Genomic DNA, 20,061 nt, shown 5'->3' on the forward strand with positions numbered 1-20,061 from the left:
CCCGCTCCTCCAGCGTGGTGTCATAGTCCCAGCTCTCTCAGCTTCTCGCGGTTGGCGACCTGGTCGGCGATGTTCTGTTCGACCGAGCGGCGGCCGGGCAGCGTGTCCTGCTCGACGATGACCCAGCCCTGGTAGCCGATCTCGTCCAGCGCGCGGACCACGCCCGGCAGGTCCAGCTCGCCCTCGCCGAGGGAGGCGAAGCCGCCGCGTCCCATCAGCTCGCGCAGGTCCACTCCGTCGGCGAGCGCCTGGGCGAGGATGCTCCGGTCGCCGTCCTTGATGTGCACGTGGCCGATCCGGCTCGCCCAGTCGCGCAGCGCGGTCACCGGGTCGCCGCCGGCGACCAGCAGGTGACCGGTGTCGAGGCAGAGCGGCACGTCGGTCAGCTCCAGCAGCCGTTCGACCTCGTCCGGCGTCTCGACGTAGGTGCCGAGATGGTGGTGGAAGGCGGGCTCGAAGCCGCGCTCGCGGCAGCGGTCGGCCGCCTCCTGGACGCGGGCGGCGTAACCCGCCCACTCGCCGGCCTCCAGCCCGGGAGCGTTCCCGCCGGGCCGGGCGAACCGCGCGGGCGAGCCCGAGCAGCCGAGCGTCGGCCGCGGCGCCAGGTGCTCGGGGGCGGCGGGGGCCGCGGCGAAGACGTCGAGCGTCGCGTCGAGCGTGGGCAGCCTCTCCCTGAACGCGCCGGGGTCGTGGTAGGGCAGGTCGGCCCAGCCGCCGGCCAGCAGCAGCCCGTCGAGCCGCTCGACCAGCGCGTCACCGGTGCCCAGGTAGCCGACGGGGCCCAGGTCGATGCCCGCGTAGCCGGCGTCGGCGATGGCGCGCACCATCTCGTCGGCGGTCAGCGGCGGCGGCCCGTCGCTCAGCTCGAACACCCCGAAACTCACCGGAGCGTTGGCGACACTCGTCACGCGCACAGCGCCATCACCTCGTTCTCGTAGGTTTCCAGACGGTGCCGGCCCGGCCCGGCGGGCACCAGCACCCGGTCTCCCCGGATCACCTGGCGGGCGCCGCCGGGGCGGACCAGGACCAGGCCGTCGGCGTCCAGGGCGAGCAGTTCGTCGCCCAGCCGGAGCAGCAGCGGCTCACCGGGGCCCGCCGAGATCGCGGTGCGTCCGGCGGAGACGGCGTCGAAGACCAGACCGGGGTCGGCGGCCAGCACCCAGGTGGTGGGCGAGCCGGGCAGGCCGTCGGAGCCCGGCCGGTGAAAGTCGCTGGCGCCGATCGCCACCAGGTCGTCGTGCCAGGCGTCGGCCCAGGCCAGCGGCGCGCCCCAGCGCCGGTCCCACCAGCCGGAGTGCCAGACCTCGGCGATGCGGGGACGTTCGGTCACCGGCTGCAGCCAGGCGCAGTCGGCGCCCAGCGGGTGGTTGATGGAGACGAGACCGCCCGCGCGAGCCGCGTGCCGCACCCACGAGTCGGCGGGCTGCCGGAAGTCGACCCAGCCGACGTCGCCGAACACGTTGGCGTGGCCGCGGTCGGTGGTGACCTCCTGGCCGGGCAGCAGCGTGATGCCCCGGTCGATCTCGGTCAGTTCGGGGTGGTGGCTGACGGTGTTGTGGTCGGTGACGGCCAGGAAGTCCAGGCCGCGGCCCCTGGCCAGCGCGGCGAGCTCGGAGACGGTCAGTGAGCCGTCGCTGTGCAGGGTGTGCGCGTGGAAGTCGCCGGCGTACCAGCGCAGGCCGTCGAGGTCGGGGATGTCGCGGCGCGGCGGGCGCTCCCCGGCCGGCGGCTCCTCGGTGGCCGGGCGCGGCGGTGGGGCGGAGGCGGTGACGATCTCCAGCGTGTAGTCGAGCCCCTGCGGCGGCACCCGGTGCAGCCGCAGCCAGACCTGCCAGGTGCCCTCCCGCACCGGCCCCGGCAGGTAGCCCGGCGTGGCCCAGTCGGCGGTGATCGTGTATGCGTCGCGGGCGCCGCCCGACCAGCCGCGGAACCCCTCGGGGTCGCCGCATCCGAGGTCGAGCACGCCCGCCGACCGGTCGTAGCGCAGCCGTACGGTGACGGCCTCGGCGCCGGCGGGCACCTCGAAGGGCACCTCCCGCAGGATCCGCTCCAGCCGGTCGTCCAGGCTCCAGGTCCCCCGGATCACGTTCACGCCGACACCAGCTCACCGTCGCGGTAGACGAGGGCGCGGTCGCGCCGGGGCGCGGCGAAGCCCTCGTCGCCGACCGCCGGCTCGTCGCCCTCGGGCACGACGGCCTGCACGGCCACGTCGTTGACCTCCAGCGTCACCAAGTGGGACGCGCCCAGGTTCTCCACGATCGACACCCTCCCTCCCAGGGAGCCTTCGGCGGGCTCGGCCGAGTAGGTGGTGTACTCGGGCCGCACGCCGTACACCAGGCGCTCGCCCTCGGTCAGCAGCCCCTCGGCCGACACCGGGACGGGCACCTTGCACCCGGCCACTTCCAGAGTGTCACCGCGGACGGCGGCGTCCAGCAGGTTCATGGGCGTGGATCCGATGAAGGCGGCGACGAACGTGTTGGCGGGCCGCTGGAACACCTCGGCGGGCGTGCCGATCTGCCGGATGTGACCGGCCTCCATGATGGCCATCCGGTCGGCCATGGCCAGCGCCTCGGCCTGGTCGTGCGTGACGAACACGGTGGTGACGCCCAGCTCGCGCTGGAGCTTCTTCAGGAACGTACGGGCCTCCAGCCGGAGCCGGGCGTCGAGGTTGGACAGCGGCTCGTCGAACAGGAAAGCCTGCGCCTGCGTCGCCATGACGCGGGCGAGCGCGACCCGCTGCTGCTGACCGCCGGAGAGCTGGCCGGGACGCCGGTCCATCAGCTGGTCGAGGCCGAGCCGGGCCCCGACCTCGGCGGCCTTCCGCTGCCGCTCGGCCTTGCCGACCTTCTTGATGCGCAGCGGGTAGGCGATGTTGTCGGTGACGTTCATGTGCGGGAACAGCGCGTAGTCCTGGAAGACCATCGCGACGTCCCGCGCCCCCGGCTGGATCCCGGTGACATCGCGCTCGCCGATGACGACCGAGCCGCCGGTGGCGGTCTCCAGCCCGGCGAGCGTGCGCAGCAGGGTCGTCTTGCCGCACCCGGAGGGGCCGAGCAGGGCGAAGAACTCCCCGTCGGGGATGACCAGGTCGAGCGAGTCGAGCGCTTTCACGCCACCGGGGTAGACCTTGGTCAGGCCTCGCAGTTCGATTGCCGCCATTACCGCTTGATCCCTCCGTGGAACCGGAAGCCGTACTTCTTGCTGACGAACAGGTACATGAGCACCACGGGGACCGAGTACAGCAGGCCGAAGGTGGACAACACCTTGAGGTTGGCCTGACCGCCCTCGGTGTAGAGGGTGTACATGATCACCGCGGCGGGCTGCTTCTCGACGTCGCTGAGCAGCAGGAAGGGCATCAGGAAGTTGCCCCACACGTTGGCGATGGTCCAGACCGCGATCGTCGCCAGGCCGGGCCGCACCAGGGGGACGACCACGTGGCGAACGATCTGCAGCGGTGAGGCGCCGAAGACCCGGGCCGACTCCTCGTACGACTTCGGCGTGGAGTCCATGAAGTCCTTGATCATGAAGATCGCGGCAGGCAGCAGGCCGCCGCTCAGGATCAGGATCAGCCCGGTCTGCGAGTCGATCAGGCCCAGCTCGATGGCGAGCTGGAAGAGCGGCACCATCGCGGCCGTGCCGGTGATGATCGAGGAGAGCAGCAGCAGCGCGTAGAGCAGGGCGTCGCGCCCCGGCAGCCGTACCCGGCTGAGCGCGTACGCGGCCAGCGCCGACAGCACCACGACGAGCACGGCGGTCCCGACCGCCAGCACCAGCGAGTTGACCAGCGACCAGAGCGCGTACGGATGGTCGATGATCATCTGGAAGTTCTCGGAGGTGAAGTCCGGCATCCGGACCTCGTACGTCGGGTCCGAGGTGAACGGCGCGGTGGCCAGCCACAGCAGCGGGATCGTGAAGAAGGCCAGCAGCACCGCGATCAGGGTGTAGAAGCCGATCCGGCCCGCGACGAACCGTGTCATTTCTTGCTCCTGAGCAGCCGCAGGTAGAACACCGCCACGACCAGGTTGATCAGCAGGATGATCGTGGAGATCGCGGCGCCGTAGCCGAGGTCGCCGCCCTGGAGCGCGACCTTGTAGACGTGCACGGCCAGCACCTCGGACTTGCCGTCGGGGCCGCCCGCGGTCAGCAGGAAGGGGCTGAAGTCGTTGAACGTCCACAGGCTGATCAGCAGCAGATTGGTCAGGATGTGCCCTCTGATGTGCGGGAACACCACGTCACGGAGTTGCTGCCAGCCGGAGGCCCCGGCCAGGCGGGCGCTCTCCAGGTGCGAGGGCGGCACGTTCCCGAGCGCGGCGCCGTACAACATCATCGAGAACGCGGTGCCGCGCCAGGTGTTGAAGATGATGATCGACAGCATCGGGTGGTCGAGCAGCCACGGGAAGCCCGGGATGCCGAGCAGCGCGTTGAGCGTGCCGCTGTCGCGGTCGAGCAGGGCCACCCACAGGAACGCCACGACGGCGCCGGGCAGGATCCAGGCCAGGATGACCAGGCCCTCGACCACGCTCTTCAGCGTCCCGCGCCGGTCGCGCAGCATCCAGGCGATCGAGAAGCCGAGCACGACCTGCCCGATGACCGCCGAGCCCAGCACGAACTGGAAGGTCAGCCAGGTGGAGTCCCAGAAGGCGGGGTCGCTGATCGCCTTGATGAAGTTGTCCGCCCCGACGATCTTCGGGTTGACCGCCTCGACGCCGGTGAGCCGGTAGTTCATCAGCCCCAGGTAGATGACCCAGAGGGCGGGGAACACGAGGAACACCGTGATGAGCGCCAGCGCGGGCGCCACGAAGGCGCCCGCCCGCAGGCGGCCCAGGCCCGCCGCGTCCACGCTGTAGCGGCGGGCAGGGGCGTCGTCGCGCGCCTCAGGAGGCGATGTTGCCTGCGCCACCGACGATTCCTTCGAGCTTCCGCTGGTAGTCGGCGGCGGCCTCGTCCGGCGTCTTTCCGCTGACCACGGCGGCCGTCGCCTCCTGGAGGGCCGCCGACACCTGCGGGTAGACGGCCACCGGCGGACGGAAGGCCGTCAGCGGCAGCACCTCGTCCGAGATGTACGTCAGCAGCGGCTGACCGGCCAGGATCTCCTTGTTGACGTCGGTGCGCGGGGTGATGCGCACGTTGCCGTCCTTGGTCTCCTCCTTCAGCGCCTCCGGCGAGAGGGTGAAGGCGAGCAGTTCGAAGGCTTCCTTCGGATGCTTGCTGTTGGGGTTGACGGTGCGCAGCGCGCCGCCCGACATGCTGACGAAGTCCTGGCCGCGCACTCCCTTGCCGGGCTCCATGGCCGGGATCTTGGTGTAACCGACGACCTCGTCGCGGTCGGCCATCTTGGCCACGCCGTCGGTGGGGTTGACGACGCCACGCCAGAAGTAGTCGCCCTCCATCAGGATGCCGATCTTGCCCTCGGCGAACTGCTGGAACGACTTGTCGCGGCCCTTGGCCTCCTGCTGGAGCTTGGGGTCGCCGAGGCCGCCCCCGTAGATCTTCTGGTAGAGGCCGAGCGCGTCCTTGAGCGGCTGCGCGGCCCCGATCCACTTGCTGTCGCGCTGGAGCTCGCCGCCCGCGCCCGCGAGCAGCGGCAGCACGCCCTGCATCGAGGTGGCCTCGCCCATCGCGGTGCCCGCGTTGATCTGGATCGGCACCGGAACGCCGGACGACTTGAGCTTGGCGCCCGCGTCGAGCACCTCCTGCCAGCTCTTCGGCTGCCAGTCGGCCGGCAGCCCGGCCTTGCCGAACAGGGTCTTGTTGAAGTAGAGGACCCGGCCGTCCGTGCCGACCGGCAGGGCGTACTTCTTGTCGTTGTAGGTGGCGAGCCCCTGGACTGCCTCGGGGATCTGCGCCCAGCCGTCCCAGCTCTCGGCCTCGGGGCCGACCACGTCGGCCAGCGGCTTGATGTAGCCCGCCTCGGCGAACTCACCGGCCCAGATGCCGTCGATGTCGATCACGTCCGCGCCCTTGCCTGACTTCAGGTCCAGGGAGAGCTTGGTCTTGTACTGCTCGTCGTCGACGCCGCTGGGAACGAACTTGACCGTGACGTCCTTGCCCTTGGCCTTCTGGGCCTCCACGAACTTGGGGATCACCCAGTCGGCGAGATGGCCGGCCGACCTGGCGTTCTTGCCGCCCGCGATGGCGTTCTGGGCGATCGTCAGCTCGATCGTGTCGCCGCTGCCGGACGACTCGCCGCAGGCGACGAGCCCTAACCCCGATATGGCCAGCGCGGCGACGACAGCCACCGGCCTTTTATGCAATCCCATTCAAACCCTCCGAGACGTCCGAAAAGGCAGGAGTTCAGCCAATATGTCATGACATGCGGATGACGTAAAGGTCTGGCTAAATATCGGGAGTGTTATTCCATGCTGTGACTCGGCGACCGGCGGTCGCGGACGGTCCGGACACCATGCGAAATGTACGGACCCGACCTGCAGCTTTGCTTGCCGTCGGTTCCGGGACGCTTCGTAACATAGCGGACATCCGTATGTCATGACAATATGCCATAGTGTGCACGAAGGCTCCGTCCCTGGAGGTGCGTTGTTCGACTTGATCACGATCGGCCGCTGCGGCGTCGACATCTACCCGTTGCAGACGGGAGTAGGCCTGGCCCATGTCGAGACCTTCGGCAAGTTCCTCGGCGGCAGCCCGACGAACGTCGCGGTGGCGGCCGCACGGCACGGGGCGCGTGCCGCGGTGATCACCGCCGTGGGAGCCGATCCCTTCGGTGAGTGGATACGGCAGGCGATCCGGGGATTCGGCGTGGACGACTCCTTCGTGGCCACGATCGAGGGACCGCCGACTCCGGTGACCTTCTGTGAGATCTTCCCGCCCGACCACTTCCCGATCTACTTCTACCGCGGCGAGCATCCCCCCGACCTGCGCGTCACCGCCGGCTCCCTCGATCTCGGCGCGATCAGCGAGGCCCGGGTGTTCTGGTTCACCGGCACCGGCCTGAGCCAGGAGCCCAGCCGCTCGGCCCACACCGCCGCCCTGGAGGCCCGCGCCTCGGGCTGGACGGTGTTCGACCTCGACTACCGGCCGATGCTCTGGGAGTCGCCCGAGGCCGCCCGCCAGGCCGTGCGCCACGCCCTGCCCTACGCCAACGTGGCCGTCGGCAACCTCGACGAGGTGGAGATCGCCGTGGGCGTCCGAGAGCCGGAGGCCGCCGCCCAGGCGCTGCTCGACGCCGGCATGGAGGTGGCCGTCGTCAAGATGGGCCCCGACGGCGTGCTGGCCCGCGGCAAGGACGAGCACGTCGTGGTGGAGCCCGTCGCCGTGGAGGTGGTCAACGGGCTGGGCGCGGGCGACGCGTTCGGCGGCGCGCTCTGCCACGGGCTGCTCAGCGGATGGCCGCTGGAGCGGGTCGTACGGTTCGCCAACGCGGCGGGCGCGCACGTCGCCGCCCGCCTGGCCTGCGCCGAGGCCATGCCGACCACGGACGAGGTGCTGGCCCTGCTATGAGTGACATCACGCTGCCCAGAACGTCCCCGTACGAGCGGCTCACCGACATCCGCGCGACGCGACCGGAGGAGATCGCGCTCGCCGCCGCCAGGAGGCCGCGGCGCGGCCTGCCGGGCGCGGGCGAGCGGTTGCTGATCATCGCGGCCGACCATCCCGCGCGGGCCGCGCTCGGCGTGCGCGACCGGCCGCTCGCCATGGCCAGCCGCACCGATCTGCTGGACCGGCTGCGGCTGGCGCTGTCGCGGCCGGGCGTCGACGGGATCCTCGCCTCACCCGACGTGATGGAGGACCTGCTGCTGCTCGGCGCGCTCGACGGCAAGCTGGCCTTCGGCTCGATGAACCGCGGCGGCCTGATGGGCTCCGTCTTCGAGCTGGACGACCGGTTCACCGGCTTCGACGCGGCCTCGATCGACGCGATGGGCCTCGACGGCGGCAAGATGCTCTGCCGTATCGACCCGGGCGACCCGGCCACCGTCGCGACGCTCGAATCGTGCGCCCACGCGGTGACGAGTCTGGCCCGCAGGCGGCTCACGGCCATGGTGGAGCCGTTCTGGTCGCTGCGTTCCGACACCGGCGTCCTGCGCAACGACCTGTCGCCCGAGGCGGTCATCAAGTCGATCAGCGTCGCGCAGGCGCTCGGCGTCACCTCGGCCTACACCTGGCTCAAGATCCCGGCCGTCGCGGAGATGGAGCGCGTCATGGCCGCGACCACGCTGCCCGCGCTGCTGCTCGGCGGCGACCCGCCTGACATCGACGCCGCCTACGCCGACTGGGGCCGCGCGCTGCGCCTGCCCGGCGTGCGCGGGCTCGTGGTCGGCCGCGCCCTGCTCTACCCTGCGGACGACGACGTCGCGGCGGTGGTGGACGGCGCCGCCGCCCTGGTGCGGGAGGCGCGCTCGTGACCATAGTGGAGATGCCATGACCTACCTTCAGTACGGCGAGACCGCCCGCGGACCGTGGTCGGTGGAGATCACCCCGGCCGTGGCGGGCTGGACCTATGCGGGGCTCCGGGTCGCCGACCTCGACGGCGATCCGGTGTCGTTCGACACCGGCGAGGAGGAGACGCTGGTCCTCCCGCTGTCCGGCTCGTGCACGGTGACCTGCTCGGCGGCGGGCGAACCGGACGTGAGCTGGGAGCTGGCCGGGCGGGCGTCGGTGTTCGACGGCCCCTCAGATTTCGCCTATATCCCGATTTCTACGCAGGTGACGGTGACCGGCCGGGGACGGATCGCCTTCCCGTCGGCCCGGGCCACCCGCCGGTCGGCACCCCGCCACGTGCCCGCCTCCGAGGTGCCCGTGGAGATCCGGGGCGCCGGCCAGGCCACCCGCCAGGTGAACAACTTCTGCGCCCCCGGCGTCTTCGCGTGCGACAAGCTCATGGCCGTCGAGGTGCTCACCCCCGGCGGCAACTGGTCCTCCTATCCCCCGCACAAGCACGACACCCCGCACGACGGCGAGGCCGTGCTGGAGGAGATCTACTACTTCGAGGTCGACCGCCAGGGCCAGGGCTACCAACGCGTCTACACCTCCGAGCGGGGCCACATCGACACCCTCGCCGAGGTCTCCTCCGGTGACGTGGTGCTGGTGCCGTACGGCTATCACGGCCCCTCGATGGCCGCGCCCGGCTACGACCTCTACTACCTGAACGTCCTGGCCGGCCCCGCCGAGGAGCGGTCGATGGCGTTCTGCGACGACCCCCGCCACACCTGGATCCGTTCCTCGTGGGAGGGCCAGGAGATCGACCCCAGAGTTCCGTTCGGGAGGGCCCGATGACCCGGTTGACCGTCGCCCAGGCCGTGGTGCGCTTCCTGGCCGAGCAGTGGACCGAGCGCGACGGCGCCGAGCGCCGGTTCTTCGGCGGCTGTTTCGGCATCTTCGGCCACGGCAACGTGGCCGGGCTCGGCCAGGCACTCGCCACCTCGACCGCCGACCTGCCCTACCACCTGAGCCGCAACGAGCAGGCCATGGTGCACAGCGCCGCCGGCTACGCGCGGGCCGCCAACCGGCTGTCCACCCTGGCCTGCACCACCTCGATCGGCCCCGGCGCGACCAACATGGTGACCGGCGCGGCCGGCGCGACGATCAACCGGCTGCCGGTGCTGCTGCTGCCCGGCGACATCTTCGCCACCCGCGTGGCCAACCCCGTGCTCCAGGAGCTGGAGGACCCCCGCTCCTACGACGTCTCGGTCAACGACTGCCTCAAGCCGGTCTCCCGCTACTGGGACCGGATCAACCGGCCTGAGCAACTGCCGTCCGCGCTGCTGGCCGCCATGCGGGTGCTCACCGACCCGGCCGAGACGGGCGCGGTGACGCTGGCGCTGCCCCAGGACGTCCAGGCCGAGGCGTACGACTGGCCGGAGGAGCTGTTCGCGCGACGCGTGTGGCACATCCCCCGCCCCGGCCCCGAGCGGGCCGCGCTGGCGCGGGCGGCCGAGCTGGTCAGATCGGCCGCCCGGCCGCTCGTCGTGGCCGGCGGCGGCGTGATCTACAGCGAGGCCGCCGAGCAGCTGCGGATCTTCGCCGAGACCCACGGCGTGCCCGTGGCCGAGACCCAGGCGGGCAAGGGCGCGCTCCCCCACGGGCACCCGCTCGCCATGGGGGCCGTGGGCGCCACCGGCACCACCGCCGCCAACGCGCTCGCCCGCCAGGCCGACCTGGTCATCGGAGTCGGCACCCGCTACAGCGACTTCACCACCGCCTCCCATTCGCTGTTCGCGCCCGGCGCCCGCTTCGTCAACCTCAACATCACCGGCTTCGACGCGGCCAAGCTGTCGGGCCTGCAGCTCGTGGCCGACGCCAGGGAGGGCCTGGCCGAGCTGTCCGGGGCGTGCGCGGGCTGGGCCACCTCCGGCGCCTACCGGTCCGAGGCCGCCGAGCTGAGCCGCGCCTGGGACACCACGGTCGACGCCGCCTACGCCCTGGACGGCTCGCCGCTGCCGCAGTCGGCCGTGATCGGCGCCGTCAACGCGGCCGCCGGCGACGACGGGGTGGTAGTCTGCGCCGCCGGCTCCATGCCGGGCGACCTGCACAAACTCTGGCGGCCGAGCGGTCCGGGCGCCTACCACGTCGAGTACGGCTACTCGTGCATGGGCTACGAGATCGCCGGCGGGCTCGGGGTCAAGCTGGCGGCGCCCGAGCGCGAGGTGTTCGTCATGGTGGGCGACGGCTCCTACCTGATGATGGCCCAGGAGCTCGTCACCGCCGTCTCCGAGGGCGTCAAGCTGGTCGTGGTCCTCGTCGACAACTCCGGCTTCGCCTCGATCGGCCGCCTGTCCGAGAGCGTCGGCGCCGAACGCCTGGGCACGTCCTACGGTTTCCGCGGCACCGGCCGCTACGACGGCGGGCCGCTGCCGGTGGACCTGGCGGCCAACGCCGCGAGCCTCGGCGCGACCGTGCTGCGTCCCGACTCGCTGGCCGAGCTCCGCAAGGCGCTCGACACGGCGCGCGCGGCCAGGGAGACCACGGTGGTCTACGTCCGGGCCGATCCCACCCTCGACACCCCGTCGTCGGAGGCATGGTGGGACGTCCCCGTGGCGGAGGTCTCCACCACACCGGCCGGCCAGGACGCCCGCACGGCGTACGAGTCGGCCAAGCAAGGACAGCACCGCCGCCTCACACCGCCCTGACCTAGGGCTTTCCAGCGGCTCGGTGGTTGCCGGAGATCGTCAAGGGGAACGCCTCCCTCCGGGCTCAGGGGGGAGGCGGCGATGAAGCCGTGGCGCGCGCTCGGCTGGATCGCGATCATCGCGGTGGCGATCTACTGCGTGGTCCATCTGCAGACCGTGATCATGTCGATCATCATCGGGGTGTTCTTCACCGCTCTGCTGCTGCCCCCCGCGCGGTGGCTGCGCAGGCGCGGCCTGGGTAGGGGGCTGGCCACCACGGCGGTCTTCGTCGGCGGGCTGCTGCTCGCCGCGGCGCTGATCGCGCTGCTCGTCCCGCCCACCGTCAGCGGGATCAGCGAGATGAGCGACAGCCTCGGCAAGGCGCTGCGGGAGTTGCGGGGCATCGGCGCCCGGCTCGGCATCGACACCGAGCACCTGGCCGCGCAGGCCGGCGACTATGTGTCCAAGCGAGGGCAGCAGATCACCACCACCGCGCTGACCGGCGCGCGGACCGTAGGCGAGATCGTCATCGGCAGCGTGCTGGCCCTCATCCTGGCGATCTACTTCGTGCACGGCGGCGACCGGCTCTTCCAGTGGCTGCTGGAGCTGATGCCGGTCTCGTCCCGGGGACGGATCCGGGCCACCGGTGAGCTGATCTTCGACGTGGTCGGCCGCTACATCCGCGGCGTGGCCCTGGTGGGCCTGGTCGACGGGTTCTTCATCGGGCTGGCCCTGTGGATCCTGGGCGTGCCGATCGCGCTGCCGCTCGCGGTGCTGACGTTCGTGGGCGCGTTCCTGCCGGTCGTGGGCGCGTTCCTGGCGGGGTTGCTGGCCGCGGTGGTGGCCTTCGTGGCCAAAGGCTGGCTGATCGCGCTGATCGTCGTCGCGGTGACCCTGCTGGTGCAGCAGATCGAGGGGCACGTGCTGGCGCCCCAGATCTACGGGCGGGCCCTCGACCTGCCCGGTGCGGTGATCCTCGTGGCCATCGCCGTGGGCAGCCTCCTCGCCGGGATCACCGGGGCGTTCCTGGCCGCGCCCGTCGCCTCGGTGATCGTCGCCCTGCTCAGGAACCGCGACATCCTGGGAGGCGGAGCTCTCGCGCCGGCTCGTGCCTGATCGGCATGCGGTCCAGCTCGGCCGGAACGCACCGCCGGGCCCCCAGCAGGTGGTCAGGATCGGGTCACCTCGGGAAGATCAGCGGGTCCGACGGGTCGCACGGAGATCGCCACAGGTCCAGTATGGACATCATGCGATGGGTGACTTTCGACTGTTTCGGCACGCTGGTCGACTGGCGGCACGGCATCTGGACCAGCGCCGACCTGATCGCGCCCGGCCATGGGCGCCGGCTGCTCGACGCCTACGGCAGGCACGAGCGCGAGGTGCAGGCCGAGTCACCCGGGCTGCGCTACCGCGAGGTGCTGGCCGAGTCGCTGCGCCGGGCCTGCGCCGAGGAGCAGGTGCCGCTCGCCCCCGACGACGCCTCGGTGCTGGCCGCCACGCTCCCCTACTGGCCGGTCTTCCCGGACGTCGGCGACGAGCTCACCGCGCTGCGCGAGGCCGGCTGGCGGCTGGCCCTGCTCACCAACTGCGACCGCGACCTGATCGGCGAGACGCAGCGGCGGCTGCCGGTGCGGTTCGACGCGGTGGTGACCGCCGAGGACGCCGGCGCCTACAAGCCGTCGCACGCCCACTTCGACACCTTCAGCCGCTCGTACGAGCCCGAACGGTGGGTGCACGTGGCCCAGAGCTTCACCCATGACCTGGTGCCCGCCCACCGGCTGGGCATCGACCGCGTCTGGATCAACCGCCTCGGCGAGCACCCCGAGGACCCGTCGATCCTCCAGGAGGTCCGCCCCGACCTGCGCGGCCTCGCGGAGCTCGTGGAGGTCATCGCCGCCTCAGCCTGACACGCGGACGTCATCGCCGCGTCCGGCCAGACACGGACGTCATCGTCGCAGCCTCAGCCTGAGCCTGACACGCGGACGCCGTCGTCGCGTCCGGCCTGACCCGTCGGGCGAAGCGGGTCAGCCGCGCTGCTCGAGGACGTCGGCGATGCCGGCCAGGAACGTGTCCACGTCGGCGATCAGGTAGCCCGACCTCAGCAGCACCGTCGAGAACTTCGCCTCACGCACCTCCTTGGCCGTCACCGGGTAGTCGGTGGTGCCGCGCAGCGTGGCCACGATCCGGTCAAGGAAGGCGTCGACCTCGTCCTCGTTGTAGCCGGTGCCCATCCGGCCGGGCCGAAATCCCACTCGTTCGACCCGCGCCGCCTGGGTCTCGAACCACTGCTCGCGCAGCATCTCACCGGTCGGCTCGGTCATGGCCAGCCGTACGGGGCTCCTGGCCTTCGTCTCCAAGGCCACCACGAACGCCTCCAGCGCGAAGTCGACCGCGGTCTCCTGGTAGCCGCCGCGCTTCGCGCGGAACGTCGCATGGCGCACGTCGTCGGCGGTCACGGGTTCGACGTCGCGTGATCCCCTGCCCAGAGTCGCCTCGATCCGCTCGATGAGGGCATCGACGTCGACCGGGTCATAGCCTGAACGCATACCCATGACGCGCGGAAAGCGATTCAAGCCCACTCCTCCTGAGTTGTGCGGGGGTCCGTCTCTATTGTGGGGCTCTTTTATCACGACAAACCGAGTCGCCTTATACCGTTACAGCACCACGCGGCCGTCCAAGGTGTCATTTCGCTACCAAAGACGTGAACGTTACGTCATCTAAGGCGTCCACGCCCGTCTCCCACCGGGTGAGCCGGTCGAGCCGGTCGGCGTCAACGGCGTGGGCAAGTCCACCTCTGTCGGGGTCACCAGGCCCCACCTCGGGCACGGTCACAGATCGGCCGCCCGTGGTGGCGTCGCGCCTGACCGCCGCCCGGCGTGCCGGCCATGGCCTCGTACGGGCTCGCGGTGCTGGCCGGCCTTGCTTGGTACGGCCTTGCTTGGTACGGCCTCCCGCGTCGTACCCGGCCCTTACCTCAGGCGCCGTCGATCACTCGGCCGCGGCGAGCTGACCTCAGCCGCCGTCGATCACTCGGCCGCGGCGAGCTGGCCGCAGGCACCGTCGATCACTCGGCCGCGGCGAGCTGGCCGCAGGCACCGTCGATCACTCGGCCGCGGCGAGCTGGCCGCAGGCGCCGTCGATCTCGCGGCCCCGGGTGTCGCGGACCGTGACGGGGACGCCGTGGAACTGCAGCCGGCGCACGAACGCGCGCTCGTCCTCCGGCCGGGAGGCGGTCCACTTGGAGCCCGGAGTGGGGTTGAGGGGGATCAGGTTGACGTGCACCAGTTTGTTCTTGACCAGCTTGCCGAGCAGGTCGGCCCGCCATTCCTGGTCGTTGATGTCCTTGATCAGGGCGTACTCGATCGAGACCCGCCGCTTGGTCCTGGCCGCGTAGTCCCAGGCCGCGCCGAGGACCTCGGACACCTTCCAGCGCGTGTTGACGGGCACCAGCGTGTCGCGCAGCTCGTCGTCGGGCGCGTGCAGCGACAGCGCGAGCGTCACCGGCAGGCCCTCGTCGGCGAGCTTGCCGATCGCCGGGACCAGGCCGACCGTGGAGACCGTGACGCCGCGGGCGGAGATGCCGAGCCCGTCGGGGGCCGGCTCCACCAGACGGCGCACCGCGCCGATCACCTGCTTGTAGTTGGCCAGCGGCTCGCCCATGCCCATGAAGACCACGTTGTTGACCCGGCCCGGCCCGCCGGGCACCTCGCCGGCCGCCAGCGCGCGGGCGCCCGAGACCACCTGCTCGACGATCTCGGCGGTGGACATGTTGCGGGTCAGCCCGGCCTGGCCGGTGGCGCAGAAGGGGCAGTTCATGCCGCAGCCCGCCTGCGACGACACGCACATCGTGGCCCGGTCGGGGTAGCGCATGAGCACCGACTCGACCAACGCTCCGTCGAACAGCCGCCACAGCGTCTTGCGGGTGGTGCCGCCGTCGGTGGTGAGCTCCTTGACCGGCGTGAGCAGCTCGGGAAGCAACGCGGCGAGCTTGTCACGGGAGGCGGCCGGCAGGTCGGTCATCGCCCCCACGTCGGTGGTCAGACGCTCGAAGTAGTGGCGGGACAGCTGGTCGGCGCGGAACGCCTTCTCGCCCAGCTCCGTGACCGCGACGCGGCGGTCGGCCATGGACAGGTCGGCCAGGTGCCGGGCCGGCTTGGCCCTGCGCGGCGCGACGAAGGTGAGCTGGCCTGGCTGCTGGGACACGGGACTGCCTTCTGCTCGGGGTTACGCACCAGCGTAGTGAACGCTGGGGCCGGAAGTGTCATCGGGAACCTCCGAGGAGACCCGCGCGTTCAGGCGGGGGAGGGGTCGGACCCTGCGGAGCAGGGCAGGGCCAAGCGATGCGCCGCCGGGCGGATCGCCGTCGAAACGCCGCGCGACACCGCGCGGTTCGGTACCGTCTTCGACGGTGGCGACACCCAAGCCACCGGACGAACGATCGGAATCACCCTCGCCGCAGGGCTTGCGGAGAGGTGAAACGCCTGTGGAGCCGGTGTAAGACCTCAACGAGAGTCCTCTCTCGGGCGGGCGACCGGCGGTGAAGCAGGAAGCCCGACCGGCGACGGTCGGAATCCCGGTTCTTCCGAGCCGGGAGGATGTCAATCCATCACGGAGCTCCCGGTGACGATCTGGCTCGCACGAGGGTCGCCCACGGCTCTACAGTCAACGTGTATGGCGATTTTCCGGTCCGCGTCTGGCGAGGGGCAGACCGAGGTCGTCCTCACCGCCGGCAACCCCTACGGTAGCCGGATGCTCGTGGTCGAGCGCGACGAGGACGCCTCGGTGGCCTACCTGTGCGCGCCCGACGGCACCGTGCACGGGGCCGTGTGGCTGGCCAACCACCGCCCCGCTCCCCCGGTCATCGATCTGGCCAGGATCAATTCGGGCCGTCCGCCGCTCATGCCGAGGACCGGCACCACGCACCCCGAGGGCCGCCGCCCGCTCGGCCGGCTGGCCGCGCTCTGGTTCGAGGAAGGCGACGGCGTCGCCGTCTACGAGGAAGACGAACTGCTGGCGGTGATCCCGGGCTGGGCCGACATGAGCAGGGGCATGCCCGGCTACGCGCGCGACGCCGTGGGCGAGTCGCCGTTCGCGTGGGCGCTGTCCGAGGCGCTCGAAGGGCTCGCGCCGCGCATCTCCAACGCCCGGTCCTACTGGCGCTGGCGGCACGGCGACGGCGCGTGGCCGTCGTTCCAGCAGTTCGTCATGGGACACCTCGACCGGGTGCTCGGGCCGGCGGACCGCTACTGGGACGCGAGCGGCGAGCGGCTGCCGACCGTCGGCATCACCGAACGCCCACCGCGTGAGGGCCGCGACTTCACCGTGCTGTCCACGGTCGGCATGAGCTGCCAGCGGATGCCCACGGTCGAGCAGTGGCTCGACAAGCCCGGCGCGTACGCCCGGATCGAGCTGGCCGTGGCCACCCGTCAAGACCCGCGCGACGCGGCGCTGCTGCTGGTGTGGTTGTCGCAGTATCCCTGGCACTCGGTCACCTGGCTCGGCCACGGGCACACCGCGAAGTGGTATCACGAGCCGTCCACGTTCCCGTTGGGGCCGGGATACTCGGGGGTGCTCATGCTGGCTGACCCCTCCGACATGCCGGACATGTCAGGGTTCGGGTTCGGGGGTGAGGCCGTACGGTGGCTGTGGCTCTCGCCCGTCACGGCCGAGGAGCTAGAAGAACAACGCCATTAGCAGCCAGACCGGCACGAGCGTGGTCACCAGCGAGTCGAGCCGGTCCATCAGCCCGCCGTGGCCGGGCAGGATCGAGCCCAGATCCTTGATGTCGAGATCGCGCTTGATCATCGACTCGATCAGGTCGCCCACGGTCGCCAGCAGCGCGGCGAGCGCGCCGATCAGCGCACCCTGCCAGATCTCGCCGCCCATCAGCCACACGACCAGCCAGGCGCCGACGGCCGTGCTCGCGACGACCGAACCGGCGAGCCCCTCCCAGGTCTTCTTCGGGCTGATCACCGAAAGCTTGTGCCTGCCGAACAGCACACCCGCGATGTAACCGCCGATGTCGCTGGCGACGGTGACCGCGATGAAGACGATGACCCGGTCACGGCCGTCGTCGGGTGCCAGCAGCAACCCCACGAACCCCGCCAGCAACGCCGGATACACCAGGATGAACACCGACGCCGAAGCGTCACGAACGTAACCGCTGGTGCCGTCACCGAACATCCGCCAGATCAGCGTCACGAACACGAACACCACGAACGTGCCGAGCAGCCAGACCGGGCCACCCCAGTAGGCGCCGGCCTCCATGGCCGCCAGCCCGGCCAGCACGGCCGGCGCCGGCACCCGGATGCCACGGGTGGCGAACGCCCGGGTCAGCTCCAGCACCCCGATGCCCACGGCCACCACGACCACCAGGAGAAACAACTCCTTGATCGTGTAGAGCGGGCCGATGACCAGTGCGCCCAGCACCACGCCCACCGCGATCGCGGCGGGCAGGTTGCGCCCGGCGCGGCTGCCGCCGTCAGGGCTGCCGCCGGCCGTACGTTCTTCCACAGTCTCTCCATATGCCACGGCCCCCGCCATCAGGCGAGGGCCGTGCGGCGGGCCGCTCAGACCTCGAGCAGCTCGGCTTCCTTGTGCTTCAGCAGCTCGTCGATCTTGGCGACGTGCTTCTGGGTGATGTCGTCGAGCTCCTTCTCCGCGCGCCGGATCTCGTCCTCGCCCGCGTCGCCATCCTTGATCATCTTGTCGAGGATCTCCTTGGCGGTGCGGCGGATGTTGCGCACGGACACCTTCGCGTGCTCGCCCTTGTTCCTGGCGACCTTGATGTACTCCTTGCGCCGCTCCTCCGAGAGCTCGGGGAACGACACCCGGATCACCGCGCCGTCGTTGCCCGGGTTGACGCCCAGGTCGGAGTCGCGGATCGCCTTCTCGATCGCGGCCATCGAGCTCTTGTCGTAAGGCTGGATGATGACCATGCGGGCCTCGGGCACGTGGAACGAGGCCAACTGCTGGATCGGGGTCGGCGAACCGTAGTAGTCGGCATTGATCTTGTTGAACATGGAGGGGGTGACTCGGCCCGTGCGAATGGCCGCGAAGTCCTCCTTCGCGACCGACACGGCCTTGTCCATCTTGTCCTCGGCTTCGAGGAGGGTTTCGTCGATCACAGCGGCTCCCTGTCTACTGGCTGGCGATCGGGCTCGCTCCCTATTTGCCTGCGGGGCTCACCAGCGTGCCGATTTTCTCACCGCGCACCGCACGCAGGATGTTGCCCTCACCCATCAGGTCGAATACGACGATCGGCAGGTCGTTGTCCTTGCACAGGCTGATCGCGGTGGCGTCCATGACCTGCAGGTCGCGGATCAGCACCTCGCCGTAGTCGAGGTGGTCGAACCGCACCGCGTCGGGATTCTTGCGCGGATCGGAGTCGTACACGCCGTCCACCTGGGTGCCCTTGAGCAGCGCCTCGGCACCGATCTCCAGGGCCCGCTGGGACGCGGCCGTGTCGGTGGAGAAGAACGGCGAACCGAGCCCCGCGCCGAAGATGACCACACGGCCCTTCTCCAGGTGCCTGATCGCCCGGCGAGGCAGGAACGGCTCAGCCACCTGCTGCATCGTGATGGCGGTCTGGACCCTGGTCTCGACGCCACGCCTCTCCAGAAAGTCCTGCAAGGCCAGGCAGTTGATGACCGTGCCCAGCATGCCCATGTAGTCGGCACGGGCCCGGTCGATGCCCTGTTCTGACAACGCGGCGCCGCGGAACATGTTGCCCCCGCCGACCACGACGGCGACCTGCACGCCCTCACGCACCGCCTCGGCGATCGAGTCGGCCAGATGATCGACCACCAACGGGTCGATCCCCAGCGGCTCGCCACCGGCGAATGCCTCACCCGACAGCTTCAGCATCACTCTTTTCCACCGCAGGGGACTCTGCGGTGGGTTCGAGTGTGAAGAAGCCGCCGACGTGGCCGGCTCCTGATTCTCCTGCACGGCAGCGGCCTCCTTCTTAGGCGGTGTGTTGGGCTGGAAGCTTGCTCAAGCCTAAGCCTGACCGACCTTGAAGCGGACGAAGGCCTGGACCTCGACGCCGTTCTCGGCGGCGTACTTGCCCACGGTCTTCTTGTTGTCCTTGACGAAAGCCTGCTGGACCAGGGTGAAGTCCTTGTACCAGCCGTTGACCCGGCCCTCGACGATCTTGCCGATGGCGGCCTCGGGCTTGCCTTCCTCGCGGGTCATCTCCTCGAAGAGCTTGCGCTCCTTCTCGACGACGTCGGCGGGGACGGCCTCGGGCTTGAGGTACTGCGGGGCCATCGCCGCGGCGTGCTGCGCGATGTCCTTGGCCACCTCGGCGTTGGGCTTGTCGAGCTGCACGAGCACGCCGACGGCCGGCGGCAGCGCCGGGTCGGTGCGGTGCATGTAGGCGCCGACGTAGCCGCCCTCGAGCACCGCGAAGCGGCGGATCTCGATCTTCTCGCCCAGCGCGGCGTTGGCGATGTCGAGGTGCTCCTTGACGGTCTTGCCGTCGAAGGAGGAGTCGAGCAGCGTCGGCACGTCGGCCGGCTTGGTGGCCAGCACGTGCGCGACGACCTGCCCGGCCAGCTCCTGGAAACGCTCGCCCTTCGCCACGAAGTCGGTCTCGCAGTTGAGCTCGAGCAGCGCCGCGGCGGAGTCACCGTCCTGCTTGAGCGCGACCAGGCCGTTGGAGGCCGTGCGCGCCTCGCGCTTGCCCACGTCCTTGGCGCCCTTGAGACGCAGCAGCTCGATGGCGCGGTCGAAGTCGCCGCTGGACTCCTCGAGTGCCTTCTTGCAGTCCATCATGCCGGCAGCGGTGATCTCGCGAAGCCGCTTGACGTCGGCCATGTTCACGGAAGCCATGCTTTTTCCTTGTGGGATTTCGTCGTGGATCGGGTGGGCACCGGGATCCGGCGCCCACCCTCGGTTGAAACGGCCGGCGCTTTCCGTACGGGGAGCCTCGGCCTGCTCGGGCCGACTGCCCCGAGCCTGTGGCCGCCGGCCCGAACCCGCGCCTCAGACCCTC

General features: G+C 70.6%; 19 protein-coding genes. 7 read left to right on the plus strand and 12 right to left on the minus strand.

Features of this window, described 5'->3' with window-relative positions; all coding sequences use genetic code 11:
• Positions 1–20: 20 nt before the first annotated feature.
• From IEY82_RS16940 to IEY82_RS16965, 6 genes are read right to left on the minus strand one after another with little or no spacing between them, the layout of a single operon-like run.
• Entirely contained in the window at positions 21–914 is an 894-nt protein-coding gene (locus IEY82_RS16940) for a TIM barrel protein (protein WP_225264238.1), read from the minus strand.
• Positions 905–2,092: a CehA/McbA family metallohydrolase gene (locus tag IEY82_RS16945; RefSeq protein ID WP_225264237.1), complete on the minus strand. Its 1,188-nt coding sequence runs from the start codon at positions 2,090–2,092 to the stop codon at positions 905–907. Before IEY82_RS16945 ends, IEY82_RS16940 begins: the two co-directional genes overlap by 10 nt.
• Positions 2,089–3,159, minus strand: a complete 1,071-nt coding sequence (locus IEY82_RS16950) for an ABC transporter ATP-binding protein (protein WP_189125098.1) — start codon at positions 3,157–3,159, stop codon at positions 2,089–2,091. The genes IEY82_RS16945 and IEY82_RS16950 overlap by 4 nt, the downstream gene beginning before the upstream one ends.
• Positions 3,159–3,977: a carbohydrate ABC transporter permease gene (locus IEY82_RS16955; RefSeq protein WP_189125099.1), complete on the minus strand. Its 819-nt coding sequence runs from the start codon at positions 3,975–3,977 to the stop codon at positions 3,159–3,161. The genes IEY82_RS16950 and IEY82_RS16955 overlap by 1 nt, the downstream gene beginning before the upstream one ends.
• A complete protein-coding gene (locus IEY82_RS16960; RefSeq protein WP_189125100.1) occupies positions 3,974–4,900 on the minus strand; it encodes a carbohydrate ABC transporter permease in 927 nt (308 codons plus the stop codon). Before IEY82_RS16960 ends, IEY82_RS16955 begins: the two co-directional genes overlap by 4 nt.
• Entirely contained in the window at positions 4,875–6,239 is a 1,365-nt protein-coding gene (locus IEY82_RS16965) for an extracellular solute-binding protein (RefSeq protein WP_225264236.1), read from the minus strand. Before IEY82_RS16965 ends, IEY82_RS16960 begins: the two co-directional genes overlap by 26 nt.
• 295 nt (positions 6,240–6,534) lie before the next feature.
• Between IEY82_RS16965 and iolC the strand changes: the two genes are divergently transcribed.
• From iolC to IEY82_RS16995, 6 genes are all read left to right on the plus strand, one after another.
• Entirely contained in the window at positions 6,535–7,458 is a 924-nt protein-coding gene (iolC, locus tag IEY82_RS16970; protein ID WP_225264235.1) for a 5-dehydro-2-deoxygluconokinase, read from the plus strand.
• A complete protein-coding gene (locus IEY82_RS16975) occupies positions 7,455–8,360 on the plus strand; it encodes a Cgl0159 family (beta/alpha)8-fold protein (RefSeq protein ID WP_189125103.1) in 906 nt (301 codons plus the stop codon). The genes iolC and IEY82_RS16975 overlap by 4 nt, the downstream gene beginning before the upstream one ends.
• A gap of 16 nt (positions 8,361–8,376) precedes the next feature.
• Positions 8,377–9,231 (plus strand): 5-deoxy-glucuronate isomerase, encoded by an 855-nt coding sequence (gene iolB, locus IEY82_RS16980; RefSeq protein ID WP_189125104.1) that lies wholly within the window; start codon positions 8,377–8,379, stop codon positions 9,229–9,231.
• Complete coding sequence (gene iolD, locus IEY82_RS16985; RefSeq protein WP_189125105.1) at positions 9,228–11,084, plus strand: 3D-(3,5/4)-trihydroxycyclohexane-1,2-dione acylhydrolase (decyclizing); 1,857 nt, start codon at positions 9,228–9,230, stop codon at positions 11,082–11,084. Before iolB ends, iolD begins: the two co-directional genes overlap by 4 nt.
• 81 nt (positions 11,085–11,165) lie before the next feature.
• On the plus strand, positions 11,166–12,179 hold the full coding sequence (locus IEY82_RS16990) for an AI-2E family transporter (protein ID WP_189125106.1): 1,014 nt from the start codon (positions 11,166–11,168) through the stop codon (positions 12,177–12,179).
• A gap of 131 nt (positions 12,180–12,310) precedes the next feature.
• A complete protein-coding gene (locus IEY82_RS16995; RefSeq protein ID WP_225264234.1) occupies positions 12,311–12,970 on the plus strand; it encodes an HAD-IA family hydrolase in 660 nt (219 codons plus the stop codon).
• Positions 12,971–13,087: 117 nt separating this feature from the next.
• Here the strand turns inward: IEY82_RS16995 and IEY82_RS17000 are convergent, their stop codons facing one another.
• Both IEY82_RS17000 and rlmN read right to left on the minus strand, forming a co-directional pair.
• Entirely contained in the window at positions 13,088–13,609 is a 522-nt protein-coding gene (locus IEY82_RS17000; protein WP_189125108.1) for a DivIVA domain-containing protein, read from the minus strand.
• A gap of 556 nt (positions 13,610–14,165) precedes the next feature.
• Positions 14,166–15,266, minus strand: coding sequence for a dual-specificity RNA methyltransferase RlmN (rlmN, locus tag IEY82_RS17005; protein ID WP_189125109.1), 1,101 nt, complete (start codon positions 15,264–15,266; stop codon positions 14,166–14,168).
• Between the two features lie 468 nt (positions 15,267–15,734).
• Between rlmN and IEY82_RS17010 the strand changes: the two genes are divergently transcribed.
• The gene (locus IEY82_RS17010) at positions 15,735–16,757 is read left to right on the plus strand and encodes a suppressor of fused domain protein (RefSeq protein ID WP_189125110.1); all 1,023 of its coding nucleotides are present in this window, start codon (positions 15,735–15,737) and stop codon (positions 16,755–16,757) included.
• On the opposite strand, the gene IEY82_RS17015 is transcribed toward IEY82_RS17010, so the two are convergent.
• The 4 genes from IEY82_RS17015 to tsf all read right to left on the minus strand — a co-directional run bounded on the left by IEY82_RS17015 (position 16,737) and on the right by tsf (position 19,898).
• Positions 16,737–17,576, minus strand: a complete 840-nt coding sequence (locus IEY82_RS17015) for a phosphatidate cytidylyltransferase (RefSeq protein WP_225264233.1) — start codon at positions 17,574–17,576, stop codon at positions 16,737–16,739. The two genes, IEY82_RS17010 and IEY82_RS17015, sit on opposite strands and share 21 nt — an antisense overlap.
• Before the next feature lie 56 nt (positions 17,577–17,632).
• Positions 17,633–18,190: a ribosome recycling factor gene (gene frr, locus IEY82_RS17020; protein WP_189125112.1), complete on the minus strand. Its 558-nt coding sequence runs from the start codon at positions 18,188–18,190 to the stop codon at positions 17,633–17,635.
• A 40-nt stretch (positions 18,191–18,230) separates the two neighbouring features.
• Positions 18,231–18,929, minus strand: coding sequence for a UMP kinase (pyrH, locus tag IEY82_RS17025; RefSeq protein ID WP_225264232.1), 699 nt, complete (start codon positions 18,927–18,929; stop codon positions 18,231–18,233).
• A 135-nt stretch (positions 18,930–19,064) separates the two neighbouring features.
• Complete coding sequence (tsf, locus tag IEY82_RS17030) at positions 19,065–19,898, minus strand: translation elongation factor Ts (protein WP_189125114.1); 834 nt, start codon at positions 19,896–19,898, stop codon at positions 19,065–19,067.
• Between the last annotated feature and the right edge of the window lie 163 nt (positions 19,899–20,061).

The sequence above is a fragment of the Nonomuraea cavernae genome, from assembly GCF_014646355.1.
Lineage (GTDB): Bacteria > Actinomycetota > Actinomycetes > Streptosporangiales > Streptosporangiaceae > Nonomuraea > Nonomuraea cavernae.

What these genes read in the sequence shown, in the direction of transcription:
- tsf (WP_189125114.1), bottom strand. Translation starts at nt 19,898, where the DNA reads ATGGCTTCCGTGAACATGGCCGACGTCAAGCGGCTTCGCGAGATCACC.
- IEY82_RS16955 (WP_189125099.1), bottom strand. Translation starts at nt 3,977, where the DNA reads ATGACACGGTTCGTCGCGGGCCGGATCGGCTTCTACACCCTGATCGCG.
- IEY82_RS17010 (WP_189125110.1), top strand. Translation starts at nt 15,735, where the DNA reads ATGGCGATTTTCCGGTCCGCGTCTGGCGAGGGGCAGACCGAGGTCGTC.
- pyrH (WP_225264232.1), bottom strand. Translation starts at nt 18,929, where the DNA reads ATGCTGAAGCTGTCGGGTGAGGCATTCGCCGGTGGCGAGCCGCTGGGG.
- IEY82_RS17000 (WP_189125108.1), bottom strand. Translation starts at nt 13,609, where the DNA reads ATGCGTTCAGGCTATGACCCGGTCGACGTCGATGCCCTCATCGAGCGG.
- iolB (WP_189125104.1), top strand. Translation starts at nt 8,377, where the DNA reads ATGACCTACCTTCAGTACGGCGAGACCGCCCGCGGACCGTGGTCGGTG.
- IEY82_RS16995 (WP_225264234.1), top strand. Translation starts at nt 12,311, where the DNA reads ATGCGATGGGTGACTTTCGACTGTTTCGGCACGCTGGTCGACTGGCGG.
- IEY82_RS16950 (WP_189125098.1), bottom strand. Translation starts at nt 3,159, where the DNA reads ATGGCGGCAATCGAACTGCGAGGCCTGACCAAGGTCTACCCCGGTGGC.
- IEY82_RS16975 (WP_189125103.1), top strand. Translation starts at nt 7,455, where the DNA reads ATGAGTGACATCACGCTGCCCAGAACGTCCCCGTACGAGCGGCTCACC.
- iolD (WP_189125105.1), top strand. Translation starts at nt 9,228, where the DNA reads ATGACCCGGTTGACCGTCGCCCAGGCCGTGGTGCGCTTCCTGGCCGAG.
- IEY82_RS16990 (WP_189125106.1), top strand. Translation starts at nt 11,166, where the DNA reads ATGAAGCCGTGGCGCGCGCTCGGCTGGATCGCGATCATCGCGGTGGCG.